At 36.3% G+C, this 15824-nt stretch carries 6 protein-coding genes; all 6 read right to left on the bottom strand.

Going from position 1 to position 15824, the window contains the following annotated elements:
* The 6 genes from QMA08_RS17985 to QMA08_RS17960 all read right to left on the bottom strand — a co-directional run bounded on the left by QMA08_RS17985 (position 1) and on the right by QMA08_RS17960 (position 15739).
* The gene (locus tag QMA08_RS17985; RefSeq protein ID WP_290175150.1) at positions 1 to 2277 is read right to left on the bottom strand and encodes a hypothetical protein; all 2277 of its coding nucleotides are present in this window, start codon (positions 2275 to 2277) and stop codon (positions 1 to 3) included.
* Positions 2278 to 2280: 3 nt separating this feature from the next.
* The gene (locus QMA08_RS17980) at positions 2281 to 2619 is read right to left on the bottom strand and encodes a hypothetical protein (protein WP_290175149.1); all 339 of its coding nucleotides are present in this window, start codon (positions 2617 to 2619) and stop codon (positions 2281 to 2283) included.
* A gap of 150 nt (positions 2620 to 2769) precedes the next feature.
* A complete protein-coding gene (locus QMA08_RS17975; protein ID WP_290175148.1) occupies positions 2770 to 9045 on the bottom strand; it encodes a DEAD/DEAH box helicase in 6276 nt (2091 codons plus the stop codon).
* Positions 9038 to 12544: an STY4851/ECs_5259 family protein gene (locus tag QMA08_RS17970; RefSeq protein WP_290175147.1), complete on the bottom strand. Its 3507-nt coding sequence runs from the start codon at positions 12542 to 12544 to the stop codon at positions 9038 to 9040. Before QMA08_RS17970 ends, QMA08_RS17975 begins: the two co-directional genes overlap by 8 nt.
* A gap of 369 nt (positions 12545 to 12913) precedes the next feature.
* Positions 12914 to 14176 carry a DUF2130 domain-containing protein gene (locus QMA08_RS17965; protein WP_290175146.1) on the bottom strand — a complete coding sequence of 421 codons (1263 nt, stop codon included), beginning with the start codon at positions 14174 to 14176 and terminating at the stop codon, positions 12914 to 12916.
* Between the two features lie 156 nt (positions 14177 to 14332).
* Positions 14333 to 15739, bottom strand: coding sequence for a zincin-like metallopeptidase domain-containing protein (locus QMA08_RS17960; RefSeq protein WP_290175145.1), 1407 nt, complete (start codon positions 15737 to 15739; stop codon positions 14333 to 14335).
* Positions 15740 to 15824: the final 85 nt, after the last annotated feature.

The following is a 15824-nucleotide window of genomic DNA, read 5'->3' as shown; positions in this document are numbered from 1 at the left end:
TTAAGCCTCACTCTCTACAACTGACTTTTCTAGTGCTTTAGCCTCAATTAAAAAGTCTGCAGCCTGAGCTAATCTGTTGTGTATTTTACTAGCAGCTTCATCAAACCCTTTAAAGTAAAGCTCTGTACTTTGGTTAGCTTGCTCATAATATTGATGCATAGCTTTTGGCAAACCTTCAGTTATTTCTTTAAACACAGCACTTGCTTCTGTGTATTGCTTTTTAAGCTCACCCACTTGAATACCCGTGTTTCTAGCTATATCTTCAAGCTGAGAGAATGTAGATGATTCGGTCAGTCCAATAGCCTTAACCAGCCTTTCAATCGTTACAACGCTACTTTGTAGATGTTGATATTGTGCAGTAAGTTCTTGTAGTAAATCGTGACGGGTTTGATACTCTTGCTCAAACACACCTTTAAACCTATCTACCACCTCTATTAAGTTGTTACGTTGCTTACCGAGTGTATCCTCTAACAAGTTATTTTGTTGATTAAAGAAATCATTTAAGTTTTCTTGATACTGAGATCTAAATGTCTCAAGTTCACTTTGAACTGTTCTAGACATATTGGTAACTTTTGTATCTATATCACCCAAACCGATTTCTAATTGCTCTCGAGCGTTATTCATTAGTAGGCTAGCACTTTCACCTGTTTGACTAATAACCTTTGTTTGTTCTTCAAACGAAGCATTTGTTTTATCTAATAATGCCCCTAATCTATTTTCAACTTCTAAATATAGTTTAGCTTCCTGCTCTGCTCTAGAATCTAATGTTGCTTCTAAATTTTCACCCATTTTTTCAAACGCATCTGCTGCTTTTTCAGTGCTACTATCAAATGCAGCCCTTTGCTCTTGCATACCAGTAACCGCAATTTGGAGAACTGAATCTATTTGCTGAGTAACTTCAGACACTGCTTTTGACTGAGCTGCAAAAGAATCACTTGTTTTATCTAATAAACTTTCTAATCTAAGCTCAAAATTTTGGTATAAGCTACTTTCCTTTTCAGCTCTTGTATCCAATGCATTTTCCAAGTCAACGCTCATTTTCTCAAAAGCCATAGCCGCTTTTTCACTGCTACTATTGAAAGCAGATCTTTGTTCCTCCATACCTTTAACCGCAACAGATAATATTGAATCAACTTGGGTCGTTATTTCTGTCATAGCAACTTGAGTTTCAGATTTAAATGATGACAAAACATCTTTTAGAGACAGTGCAAATTGTTGAAGCTTCTCCATTGTATTCTGATTAAAAGTATCAATTGTGGAAACAGTATTTGCTACTTCTGCTAAGGTTTTTTCAACATTTGTATTTAGTTGCTGATTAATTTCATTGCTCTGTTTAACAGTATTAGCCGTATCGCTAAGTTGCTCTGTAACTGGCTTAATAAGCTTCGTTTCCATTTCATTCATCAAAGACTCGACTAACTGCTTATGATTTAATTCATTGTCAGTTTTCAAAGTTTTCAATTCTGTAGTTAAATCGTTAAATACCGGAGCTATATTTTCGGTCAATGAGTTATTAACTGCAGAAGATATTTTTTCAGAAATGACATTTCCATTAAACGAGTCAGCTAATTGATTAAACTGCGCTAATTGCATGGACATATTTTCATTTAACTTATTAAAAGCACTACTTAAATCAACTTGTCCGCCAGTATTAGTATTGCTTGCAATCTCATGTAAAACATCTAAAGGAGTAACTTCTAAGCAACTTTTAGAAAGGAAGTGAGCTACATTTTTACGAGCTTTATTAGTACTTGAAATACGCCATTTAAGTATTACGATCATGAAAGCTGATGTAACAAGGCCAGCTAACGAAGTCGCAAAAGCAGTTTTCATACCTGTAAGTAAAACAGCAGCAGAATGGAGTAAGGCTGTAGAGTCATTGCCTACATTTCCTAAATCAAAGTCTGAAAGACCTAAGGTAATACCTAAAAAAGTACCTGCAACACCTATGCTTGTTAGGAGTGCTGGTATTGTTTTATTAGACGAGTCATATAAGTCACCTGCAATATGGTTTAGTGGTACATTTGTAACCAATAAATTATTGCGTTCTAACAATTTCCCATTGTCATGTACAAAGCAGTTCTTTAACCATGACTCATTATCAAAGCTTTTTGAGTTTACTAATCCTCTCAACTCTTCAAGCTTACTATTTTGGTTCTTAATGTAGTTATTACTTTTAAGTACTTCGGATACGGCTACATAAAGAAAAAGAAAAACTATGCATGCACTAAAAATAGCTGTTAGAGGGTCTTGAATAAAGAGCGACAAAAAGCTCATATTTTATACATCCTTATTAAAATATTTGTTTAACTCTTGGTTTGTAAATAATGATTCAGCCAATCTTTTAGGGATATGCTCTGCATCATTTTTAAGGCCAATACTTGTTTTAACTGGCTTACTAAGCCTGACACTATATAGGTCCTCATCGTGTGAATCAGAATCTGTTGCAAGAGCTAAATAGCTAACCTCGGGATAAAACCTGAGTAAGTTAGCTTGCCAAGATGATTTTTGCTCTCTTAGCGATATAGTAATCGGGCTATTTTTACCAAAATCATCTCGAGCCAGTTTCCATGCGTGATTAATAGAAATAATACGCTCAATAATTTGTTCGAACTTCATAACTCACCCCCCTTTTTTATCCAAAGGGGCTCCAATTTAAAATACCAGATAATAATTTTAAAATTGCTATTCAAATAATTATTAGCTCAATAAAATAGATATATTTAGCAATTTTATTATCATGATTGTTACTCAATAGATTTAAAAACTTTACTCATACTTAACTGCAATATACGAATCATGACTTGCAGCTTCTAAGTTAAATGACCACTGTGTGGAGGCTTCTACTTGCTCGAATTCATCTTTTGTAAAATCAAATGAATTATATCGATAAGGGTATCGACTGCTCCAATAGCCCATCCCTTGATCAAAAATTATTTTCACCTCGCTTTTATCTTTCAGTTTTAAAAGTAAAAAGCGGCCATGTGGTAACTCTTTTGGCTCAGTTAATTCAGGATATACATTTAATCCATATTTTTTACTTAGTTGGCTGTAATAATAAAGCTGATCATCATGGTTCTCCCAATTGTCTGCCACGCAGACTGGAGGGCGATTATGCAGAGCCTTTTTCGGATATGCCGAATAAAGTTCAAGATCAAACTCATTCATATTTTCTTTTATCGCAGCAACAAAGTTAATTATTAAAAAGGAACTGAGGGGGGACACTAAGTATTTGTCATAATAGGCAGCACTTGATATTCCGCATGAAATTTTCTGTAAGAATTGCTCATCACTCTCTGATATAAATTCAAATAAGTTTTCTCCGAAAGACTGAACATTACAATTCAAATTATTGCTAACATTGTCTATAACTACTGCTGAAGTTAAGTTAGATTTACTAGATATTTTGTCTAAATTTATTAGCTCAGAAATGACAATGCTATCAACTGTAGGTTTTGATTTTACAATAAGTGTATCTAGAGGCTCACCCCATGCTATACTAGGCAAACTTGCGCTTTTATCTAGTGTTCCCCAAGACTGAGAATTGTTACCTTTAATAACATCAAACAACATATATCCACTTTTATTAGGAAGTGCATTATAGTCACAAGTATGCCAGCTAATACCCGGAACAAGGTCCTCTTGAATACTCCATGCGATATCTGGCTGGAGGCTTTTGATATACTTGCTGTCTATATAGATAGAAACGTCTATATTAGATGTAGCAAGTTGATTAACCCAATTTCTGTACTTCCACTCAGACCAATTCCATTCTGTTATATCCTCTCCTAAATAGAGGCGAATACCCGTTACATCTGTATCAATGACTTTCGTCATTAACAAAGACATACTGTCCATCTCTGCAAGGGAATCATTACCGAAAATCCTTAATTCTTTAGGTAGCCTTAACTTTTCAACGAATTGTGAAGCTGCCAAAAAATTACTTGCATGAATCCTATCTAAGTTATCAACTTCATGCTGTGTATCATAGTCCAAAAGACAGGCATGACATGCACCTTCACATTCTCTATTAGTACATGTATCAAGATATGTTCTTGCCTCGGTTACAATGTCAGTAAAGTTATTTAATATCGATGTTGAAAAACCTGCGCCTTGTGAAGCAATATCGTACACAAATAAGCTTGTAACTTTTAAGCCTCCTTTTTGTGTTACATCACGAACTGCAACACCTAACTCATCAGTTGTAATACCAGCTTTCTGAGCCAACATTATCCTTATGGCGACCCCAAGGGTATACATTAATTTGGAATCAAAAATGGCGCTACCTGTAATCGGGTTATTTATTTGTATTTCGAAAATACTAGTTTGAACGTCGTGCCCCAGCAAAAAGGGATGTGTCACTTTGTTATCAATACCAAATTTACTTTGTTTTATGGCCCACGAGTTTTCTGAACCTTGGCAATAAATACTGTTATCGATACTAGTACCTTGCAGCCTTTTGTGCTGTTTGGTTAATTTAGAAACACCACCATTGTTATCCAAAGCTTCAGCTCTGCCACAACACAAACACAGTGCGTAACCTGCGCCACTTCCCTCATTAAAATGGAATAACTTTCCGTTATCATTGGTTCTATAGCGACCAAGTTCAGGGTTAGGTAATGGTTGCCACATAGCATCTTCTAAAGATATTTTAGGCTCTTTGAATGGTAGGTATTTAGGTTGTGTATAATCATTATGTAGTGGCGTACTATAATCAACGGTGAAACCCGATGGAACTATATATTCTTGCCACCTAATATTACTTGAACAACATTCCATATTAGTACAGTGTTCAGGCTTGATTACAGAAGTACTAGTAGTGTGGCATTCATTACATTCCCATGAAACTCTAAATAGTTGCTGTTCGCTAATCTCATTTTCACTAAACGGCATTTTCCAATTTAATTGTAAGCCTTGTGATTGGTAAACCACACTGTCTAATACAATTTCTGCACCTGGTGCATATTCCCTTAAGGCTACATCCAAACTTCTACTAGGGTAACCTCTGCGCTGAAATTTATTTTGCTTGCTATCAACAGGCTTTCTGTTTTCTTTACTATCCTTACTGTTTGTTATAAGAGCTACAACACCAGTTGGAAAACCATAACCTGGTAAAAAACCACTTCCAGATAGCTCTGCTAATAAATAATTTTCCTTTAAACGCTTTAGTTGCCCTGATAACTTTCTTAGCGCTGGTCCAGCGGCACCAGTAGTATCACAACGACTTAGTTGAAAGTTTAATGAATCGTATTCCTTCATCCACTTTTTGCAAGAACCGCTCATTTCGTCTTGTACCATTGAAACTAATAGTTTCCAGTCATAAAGTGAGAATACGGTTTCAAATTGCAGTTGGGTGATGCCAGCTTCTAAACGCGCATTAGTGAGTGCTTCAGTTGAACACCAATCTTGAAATTGTTGTACTACTGATTTACCGCCTGATTCTGGTTCGAGAAAAAATGTCCCAGCATGCATTTTTAAAATGCTCTCATCTCTTTGATAAATTGACATTAAAAAAGTCGAAAGTATTAGTGAGTTTATATGTCTCAACACTAGAGGTTTACTATTTAGTGAAACCAGAGGCACGTTAATTGGGGTCTCAAAAGGCCATTTGGGGTGTGAGAATACACGCTCACCATGAGGAGTAGATTTACAAAATGTTAATGCCATAGCTGTAGACTCTTGCCTTCGACCAGCACGACCCGCTCGTTGTAAGTAGTTAGCTGGACCTGGAGGAACATTATTCATGACAACCATTGAAAGAGAGCCTATATCAACGCCCATTTCCATTGTTGTTGAACAACTTAAAATCTGTAAATTCCCTGACTTAAATGCATTTTCTAATCCAGCTAAACGCTGACTTTCTTGTTGTGCTGAGTGCTCTGCCGCACGTATTAAATTAACGCCCTCAATAATGCGGTCATTTAAATCACTCCAGTAGCCTTGCTCCCTGCCTTCTTGAATAAACTCTTCTGATTTTAAATCCTCTATTTTTGTACAGTATTCAAATCGCTCATCTTCATTTGGTAAATAAGGGGATATCCCTTTCAAAGTGGTATCTAAAATACGAGTAGTATAAGGACACAACCAACCACTAGTCATCAACTGCGGTGCAGCTACCTTTTCAAAATTTAAACGATAGCCTCTATCGTTATTATCTTTAATTAAAATATGTTGCTCGAGTAACTTTTTCCAAGCGTCGCCTAGCACATCATTAAATAATAAACAGTTTTCTTTCGGATTTAACCCTGTTGCTTTTGCCAACATTCGAACAAGTCGATGCATACTTCCTGTAGGCTTTGCCGTTGGCCATTTACGTAGCGCTTTCTTTTCTATTTCATCTCTTGGTGCGTCGTCAGAACGAATTAAACTACGAGGCATAATTCGTGCCCCCATCCAGTTCAAATAGTACTTAGGGATATCAACAAAAGTATTCTCACGAACCCAAAAATCGATGCATATTTTTAAAAAGTCTTTCCAATCATCTACGTTATTTAACCCTATGCTTCGCCATGATTGAGGTTCTTCCTTAATAGCATCAATTGCAGGATAAGTTAATGCAACAAGGCCCATTGTTTCCAAACTGTTTTGTGTCTTTGGTCTACGGGCAAACTCTCGATACAAAAATAGACTTGCCAATTTTTTGGGATCTAAAAGCTGAGGTTCTTTATCAGCATATTCACCTATTTGTAATTGTTCTTTTTGCTCTTCACTTAGCCCTTTTATAGAACCCGAAAGTAACTGAATTTGATCCGTGCTTGAAAGTTGTTCAACTAAATCAAACCAAGAAATGGAAGCTGATGCTGAGATAAAGTTCCTATATGCTGGCACCTGAGCAGCAATAACCTCATCACTGAAGCCATTACTCTTTAATAAATCAACCGTTTGTTTAGCTACTGGTTCAAGTGAACTTTGAGACTTAATTGAAGACAAACGATGATAAACATAACTACGAACAAAATTACGCTCTGAATCAAGTTGCATCTTTGCAGAAAAACGAGCAGTACCTTGTCGGCTATCAGTAAAAGTTATCATTCGTTTACCACGGAGATCTTTTACATCGTCACTTTTCCCTGGCGCATGTTCTAACATAGTAGGTACAACAGTCCCCATTAAAAATGGCGCACCAAGTATTGCTCGTTTAAAGTTAGTACCGGTTTGTTTTTCAACTTTCTCACAGCAAGCACAGCGTAAACCATCATGGTCATCATTAGTAATAACACTGATTGCATGGCTTTCTTCTTCATAAGAGTGTGACAGTGCCATAGTTTTGAAGTTTAAGTATCTAATTCCTTTCTCTGATTTTAAAGGTGAAAAAATTTGAGCATGTTTGGTCAACTCTACTTCATCTTCTACCCATTCTTGCTCTGAATCATCTGGCTGCTGCTCTACTTCATCAGCATAATCGTCAAGTAACTCACCAATCCTTACACTTAATTGCCTCTTACCCCCAGATACAACTAACTCTTCAGCATTTAAAGAACTTGTTCCACATCCTGAACAATGAGCTAACTCAAATACTGGTGCACCACAATCACAATGCCGCTTCTCTTCGAGGTAAACTTTGCCAAATTCCCAGCCACTTTCTAACAAAGTACCTTCTTTTTTAGAGCAGTTAATATCAATACAACTCCAAATTCCTTTTTGTGCTCTATGAAAAAAGTGCGCTCTGACGGGCAAAAATGCTTGGGGATCACTAGATTGATTTGAATATGCTTTCGCCATTAAATCAATTAGTAGAAGTGACTTCTTCTTTTGATTAGTCGTTATCTTATTATTCAATGGCCAAAGAACCTTAGCTATATCAGCCAAACTCATAGGCATTTTAGTTAATTTTTCTCTTAAACTTTTAGCAACAGCTGATCTAGATAAATAAGCGAATAACTCATTACTTGATAATGTAGCTGCATAATCAATATCGATCTTCTCATTGGAATCATTCTCTTTTATCGATGGTATTAAGCGTTCGCCATTTACTACATGGACTTGTGATGTCTCAATACCTGCTAACTTCGCTAAATAAGCCTTCAGCTGTTTATTTGTTTTTTCTTGATTATTTTTATCACCTATTGTGGCTGAAGTTGCAACAAAGCGAACGTTTTTTGGACTGACTTTAAAGGCGTGCATCACACGAGTTAATAATAAAGAAATTTCTGCGGCTTGAGACCCTACATAAGTATGAGCTTCATCTAACACAATCCATTTGAGCTGACCTTCAGATTGCTGAATTATTGGTTGGTCTTCCTGCCTGACCAGCATGTATTCAAGCATTGTTGCGTTAGTTAATAGTATTGGTGGGGGCGTATCTCTAATAATTTTTCTATATCTTACCCTTTCAGGCGTGTCTGCTTGTTCTTTTCTTAATATATCTTGTTTGGGAGGGTTATTTTCAGTGTCGCCATTATAAAGGCTATATTTTATCTTACCTTCAAAGCCTCTCGTCCAGGCACTTAATCGCTCACGTTGAGAGTTAATCAATGCGTTTAATGGATATAGAAAAAGTGCTTGCACCCCTACTAAATCGCCTTTAGATGCTTCAGCTTGCTTTGCTAAATCATTTAACAATGGGACGAGAAAACATTCTGTTTTACCTGAGCCCGTGCCACTAGTCACAACAACTGACTTAACATCATCATCCATTAAATGCTTCCATGCGTCTAATTGGTGCCGGTAAGGGGCCCTAGCTTCTGGCCATGAATAATCTTCTTTAATGTCATTACAATATCGATGTGAAACACTATCATTATAGTCTTCTTCGTCAATTGGTTTTGGCAAAGGGGGAGTTGTTAAGTTATTAAATAAAGAGGTGGATAATTCTTTAGCCTGTACCAAGCTCAGCAGAGATGATTTAGAAGGATTCCAACCAAACATTGCCTCAAAGATAGGATCAGCTAAAAGACTATTCTCTTCACCAAATCTTGCAGATAACTCTTGGTGAATGTAGTTACGGAGCGATGGGTTACGTAACCTCATTCTGCTTAATATTGCTTGAGAACTTCGCTCACAAATGTCTTCATATAATTTTGTAAATGAAATATTTTTAGTCATGAGCATTGTCCTTGGAAATTAAAAAACTAGCTTGAAGAGCTAAACTGTAAGAGCTGTGAATCCACTCTCTATCTTCAGAAAGTAATCTTGATATAGCGACTTGTAAAAAGCGAGAAAATGGTTTGTAATTAACAGGAAAATCATCTACCGAGTCTAAATGTCCTGCAGCCCAATAAGCCGTAAGTACAGGTAATTCAAGCATAAAGAATTGGCTTTTATAAACATGATCGGAAAGGTTCGGCTTTATAAGTAAACAATGAAGCTTTTGAGGTAATACAGCCCTCATCAAGTTAGGTTTTAATTCGTGTCTAAACTCTTCATCTTTTCTAGCTGATTGAAGTCTGCAGATAAATTTACCACCTTGCCGCTCAAACAACTCTTTTTTTCTTTTATGGAATAAATCGAATTGGTTTAACTTCCAATCGTCATTATGGCTATTTATCCACTCACAAGTTTTACCTATTTTCTTGTATCTGAGAATATCTGCAATTGTCGCGAAACCCTCCCCCCTAGAAGATAGCCTTTCAAGAAAGTCTTCAACCTGCATCATCTTTAGTTGCATTGTCATTTCTTCATTTAAGCTTAAATTAGAGACTTCACGATCGATTCTAGCGATAAGGCTATCCATAGCAAAAAGCCAATGTTCTAAAGTTAAACATAACCAGCTAAAAGGAAGTTGGTTTTGTAGCTTCCAAACAGATTCAAACCACGCTTGATCTGATTTTCTAAACAAGAGTAATGCTAAGGATTGAGGGTAATCTAGCATATGTGTAAATATGTTAAATGTATTTGCTCGAACCAAATCCAAAGCATTTACAAATAGCTCTACCTCACTCCAAGCTTTGTAATTTGGATCTTTTACCATTAACTGTAATACATCATGAAACCATCGAACGTTATTACTTTTTACTGCACAAGTTAAGGTTCCATCAAAACTTACATTTTCACCAAAAATTGACACCACTGTTGGTTGAACTTTATGTTCAGGGTCTGCAAAAACAAGCCAGGGGCCCGTCTTTAAGTCATTTGGAACAACAAAAGCCTTTCTGTTCAGCTCGTCATAGTCAACATCCATGACAACTTCACTTTCTGTAAGTTTCCACATAGGCCGTAACTTTAATTTGACCAATTCTGGATGTTTATGAGCATCAATATTACTAATGAAGAACTTTTCTTTAACTCTTCTTTCATTATTAATAGGTATAGCTAAATGCCTGTCAGGGTAAACTTTGCCTAAATCAGAACGATAATCCAAAAATTTATTTTCTACTCTAAAACTAATGTAATCCCATGTATTGTCTGATTGAGCATATAAGATGTTGGCTAATTTAATTAAAACCTGACAATCGATTAGCATTTCAGAAGATATTTCTTCATTTCCAAAGCGTAAATGCTCGTTTAAAGAAACCTTGACTTCATCACGCTGCTCTCTTTTATTTTCTTTAATCAGAACAGCATTAATTTTAAATCCCCATATTGCTTTTTCGTTATCACAAACTACTTTTAATGAGCACCGATATAGATCATCAATACAAATTCGTTGATACTTTGTTATTGGCCGCCCTGTATGTGAAATTAAGCAGAGTCCATTTTGCCCCGTGGGGATTTCGAATGATAATGAGCCAGCATATGGCCAACGAAGATCAGCGCTGACAGAAGCTGAAATACTACTAGGTAATTGAATGTTTAGTCTTTGCCCAAAAATAGCCGGTTCAACACTCTTAAGCCAACGCTCCTGGGAGTGACATAAAGCAACGCCATCATTTTTAAAATTTATAACATTAACTTCGAGCCTTCCTGCGTCATTTAAATTATGGGTAAAGTTAGAGCTTTGAGGAATTACATTAAGATTTGACTGCCAAGCAACATCACCATCCTTAACCCATAAAATATTACCTCGACCAAATACATTATCAGCATGCCAAGCACATACTTTGTCACTTTCTTTACTTTTCCAGAAGATCTCCTCTACTGAAATCTCGCTCGTACTACCATCTATATTTGAAACAAGTGTTGGTAATCCTTTATACACTTTCTCATCAACAGCTAATGGCTCTAAGGCCCCCACTATCTGACAAGTAACAGTATTAGTGCTAACGCAATCGGTAATAACCTTAAATGAACCGTATATGGTGGATATTTTGGCAACTCCATATACCTCATAAACAGCCCGCGCCTCGCCAGGTATTTTAGCAATATACTCAACCGTCGATAACAAATTCGCAGGAAGGGGCTCTACTGAAGAAACTATGTATACTTTCTCGCAATGGCTTTTTACAGAGCCCTCACCGATGAACATCAAGCCTTTGGATGCTGGAGCAAAAACCCAAGGCATTACATCTGATAATGCTTCGCCGCGGAAATATATGTTTGAAGTTAGCTTTTTATCTTCACTCCATAATTCAAAACTAAGTTCATTCCGTGCCGTTCCCCCAAAGTAACTAATCGCCTTACGAGATACTTGCCAACGTTCTGCCCCATCTGCTTTTAAATTAAATGACGCAGATAGTTTTCTTCCAAGCGCAGAACTTATAGAATACATATCGAAAAAATTAGGGAGATTTACATTTCCTAATTGATCATTGAGATCATCAGGGTTAATTGTTGCGTTCAAATGTACGAGCGCTTCTAAGTACCACCCTTCATGACCTTCTCTTAAAAATCGCGTTATTCTTACAGGATGTTTTTCTCTTTTTACAATACTCGCTGCCCGTCTGAGCAATACTCGCATTAATTCAGTAGCTTCATTGTCATTTAAAAGAAACTTTAAACCTTTCTTCCATTTTGGATTTTTAGCTTCTAGTTCCAAAACGGGGTCTTTAACTGCATAGAGGTGATATTCATCTCGTAACAAAATAAGATCTTCGACTAATGTTGAAGCTAATTCTGCAAGAGAATCTTGTTGCAAGCTTTTAGGTAATTTTGGTAGAAATTCTTTTGCTAGTTCATATGATGATTTACTGAGATGAAAACGACTATACTCCTCAATTATGTAAATGAGGTACTGTCTTAAGTAAGTTTCGTTTTCTCCAGTTAAGATAGCTCGTGGAAAACCGCCTTGACAAAACAAAGTCGCAAAATACTCATCTCTTGTCGTATCAAAAATAATTTGCTGCCAAGATTCTAAACCTCTCTCCACAGTACCTCGTATTGAAGATTGATAATAAGGCTTATAATCTTTAATACCCAAGCTATCAAAGAGTGGTTGCCACTTATCTCTTCCCCCAGAATAATTTCTTTGTAACCATGTAGCTGAATATAGAACAAACAGTTTGTCAAATATAACTGAAGCGTTAAAAACGACGCTAGGTGACTTTCCTCCTAGCATATTCTTTAATTTGAATCTAAGAGAAATAAGCTCTTCGTCTGTTACTTTATACGCCCAAATAGGCTTACCTGATAATCTTCTACGCGGAGGGATACCAAGAAACTCACTCTCCCATTGTTTTAATGCACTAATACCAGTTAACTTTTTAGATGATACAATCGAAGTACTCATAAAAGATTGCCTATTTTTATGCTACAGAAGTGTTGAAATGCTTTTTCATGATATAGACTGACGTCAAAATTATTTTGCACAGGGGATTCCCTCATCAATTGATGCATTAGCTTTATATAAAGCTACGGATAGAAGGGTGATTGGCTCGTTTGATATTTTTATTATCCGAGCAGAGCTACAAATAGAGGGGTAACGCTGGGGTATTATCACTGCAATTCCTTTTACTGCTTCCCGACCTTGGGGGTTATACTCTCACGTTAATCTACCATTCATTTTACTCAAATCAAGTTGTTAAGTGATTATTTAGATAAATCACTTATATTAGCGACCAGTCAAGAGCAAAATTTGCCCTTAACTGGTTTTTGTTTATTACTCTAAAGTAGCTATTTCATCCAACATTGGCATACCACCATGCGAGAGGCCCTGCAGCTCACCACAAATCGACATCATTTGCGATGTAATACCTGTAATTTGCCCTTCACGCTTTTTCCAAATCCTTTGCATTGCGTTTCTTTCTTTATCAAGTTCAATTTTCATTTGCTCTTGATGATCTACAACCGCTTTTAAACGATGAACAAATTGCGTGCTACAAATATAATCATATATAGCCTCTACTTGTTCACTTTTGCCCGAACTCACCGTTTTTTGGCGCTGTGATTCTAATAGAACTATTCTAAGCGCCTCACTAAGCCCTTTTGCTAAAGCAGGTTTAACTAACCAAACTCCATCAACCATTAACATAGGTTCATTTGTATTTGCAGGAAATACGGTTGTTACTAGCACTCCAATATCACCAGCAGCATTTTGTAAATCTGTTTTAAGTTTGCTGACCCAGGCATTTGACCAATTTTCAGCTCGCTTTGTCTCCCACACTATTTTGCCGCATACAGTACCTGAACGCATGCAAACTGTTTGTATGACATCTGCGCCTTTAGCACCTTTTTTTACGGGTTCAATAAAATCAAGCGGATATAACTGTGCTAGTGTAGTCTCAAGCTCAAGCTCTAAAACTTCCCCCTGTAGCTGTTGTGAGCCTTGCTCTAGCTTGCGCTTAAGGTCGTTATTAGCTTTGGAAGCATCATCAATTTTTTTACGGTACTCAGCTTCTTTCAATTTGAACTCATTTGCAGCATCATCACGAAGTAACTGCTTTTGCTCTTCAACTTTACGTGCTAATTCAAGCTCAAAGTTTTTTTGTTTATCTTCAAGCTCTGTTTTGGCCTTTCTGAGTTTAAGTTCTTCATTTCTAAATTGATCTAATTGCTCATCTTTAGATTTTATTGATGCCTCAAGGCTTTGCTTTTCTAGCTTCACCTTTTCAAGCACGCGTTGCTCTGCTTTAACTTTTTCAGACTCAATCTTTATTTTGAGTGCTTCTTCGCTTTGCTTGCTGTCTTCTAGCTGTTCATTTAATTGAGCTAGTTGCTGCTGAAATACTTTTGCCGCTGATTTCTCTGCATCTTTAGTGGCTTGGGCTTTAAGGGTAGTTAATTGCTTATTTAGGAGTTGCTCATACTCATTTTCATGTTGCTCAATTAAATGCTTTGCTATCGCATCTTGTACATCAAAATCAGTATCACAATGAGGACAGGTTATTGAATCGTTTGCATTAAGAATTATTTTAGAAGTCATGGCTAAGCCTTGTAATAGTTAAACACATAGCTACTATTACAAGGTTGGTGCCAAATTATAACCAATTGTTAAATAACAAATTATTGTTATTGCCAAACTAACAGATAGAAATTAAATTACTTTTATGCAAATAAAATTACTTTAATTTTTATTTGATCAAATATCATCTCGCTTTGGTACGTAAATATAATTACTTGCTCGATTAGCGAGCATTGCAGCTTGTTCTAAGTAGCCAATGTAGTCACACCAGCCCAAGCCGTCTAGCCAATTTTCGATATAACTAATTGATTGCGTTCTTACTTTTTTTGTTATGCCAAACCTTGCACATAAAAATGCAGATCCAATTTCTGCCACTAATTCTTCAATCGCTTGTTGCTTTGGCGAAAGAGCCGTTTCGAGCCCTCTATTGCATCGACTTTTATGACCGGTCCAGTGAACCATTTCATGCAATAAGGTAGCGTAATAATCTTTTGTACTGTCTTTAGCTTTAAATGCTTCAATTGGAGGCATATTTATATAATCCTCAGCGCAATTATAAAATGCCTCATTGATAACTTGTCTAACATCAACACCTAGTTCTTTAATTCTTTGTTCAAGTATTGGTACCGACTTAACTTTAGTTTCTTTATAGCTCTTACCTTCAAACCCTAAGACTTCATCAGCATTATAAACTAACGACACTTTGCGACCAAAGCTAGCATTAGATTCCTCAATCTCTTCAAATTCATTTTTATTATTTACTTTAAAATAATGAAAGACAGCTGCCGGGCTTGCATCGTTCTTAATCTTATACCCTAAGCTTTTCCATTGCCTTTTAGTTGCCCATAAGTTGTTTTTATAATTACGTACCTGCGCAATTAACGATAAAATTAGCCAAGAGTATAGTGATGTATATGCTCGCTTGGTTTTAACATTGTAATGCTCGTATAACCTGTCAGAGCTCAACCACTCTTGCACGAAAAGTTTATTACTGCTGTAAATTTGACTCATTATATTATTAAAAACATCTTCGTCTTGTTGCCAGTTTGCGCTACTTACCTCAACTACTTGCCCTAATGTTTTTAATTGTTTAAATAATGGTTGATCAATAATGCTTAAAAGGGTCTTAGCTGATTCGATCTCTTGATTAAAAACATCTAGTGTATCTATTTCAGAACACCACCAAAAAAATTCTTTTAATAGCCCTTCTATTTGACCTCTTGTAACACTTTCCCACCTATCATTATTAGTGGCTTTAAATATACTTTTAAGTGTTGATGAGTTGTGCTTGCGAGTCAACCCGCTAAGTACTTCAAATGATGATAGCTCTAACCAATCTTCTAAATCAGTAAGAAATTTAGCTGCTGCTTTTAAGTTATTTACACTCGCATCAAGTATCTCGTCTTGCTCAAGCCAATCGATTGGACTTACAGTAGAGAAGGTAGAATTTAAAAATGAGTTAAAGCCCGTGTTTCCATGCAAACCACTACTTTTTTTGAGCAATTTACTAACAGTGCACCCTGTTGCCAGTGCATATTCGTATTGCAAAAATTCGTCTTTTCTAAATTGCGATAAGTTAACCATTAATTACTCCCTTATTAATTTAGATTTTATTCCTAGGTAAGTGAATAATATTCAGCTACTCACTTAACTAAAAAGCTTTTAACTT

It is taken from the genome of Pseudoalteromonas sp. APC 3355 (assembly GCF_030407615.1).
GTDB lineage: Bacteria > Pseudomonadota > Gammaproteobacteria > Enterobacterales > Alteromonadaceae > Pseudoalteromonas > Pseudoalteromonas distincta.
The sequence above is the reverse complement of the archived record's forward strand: the minus strand, read 5'-3'. Positions and strand labels throughout refer to the sequence as shown.

Coding starts and splice junctions, on each gene's coding strand:
- QMA08_RS17985 (WP_290175150.1), bottom strand. CDS start 2,277: ATGAGCTTTTTGTCGCTCTTTATTCAAGACCCTCTAACAGCTATTTTT.
- QMA08_RS17980 (WP_290175149.1), bottom strand. CDS start 2,619: ATGAAGTTCGAACAAATTATTGAGCGTATTATTTCTATTAATCACGCA.
- QMA08_RS17975 (WP_290175148.1), bottom strand. CDS start 9,045: ATGACTAAAAATATTTCATTTACAAAATTATATGAAGACATTTGTGAG.
- QMA08_RS17970 (WP_290175147.1), bottom strand. CDS start 12,544: ATGAGTACTTCGATTGTATCATCTAAAAAGTTAACTGGTATTAGTGCA.
- QMA08_RS17965 (WP_290175146.1), bottom strand. CDS start 14,176: ATGACTTCTAAAATAATTCTTAATGCAAACGATTCAATAACCTGTCCT.
- QMA08_RS17960 (WP_290175145.1), bottom strand. CDS start 15,739: ATGGTTAACTTATCGCAATTTAGAAAAGACGAATTTTTGCAATACGAA.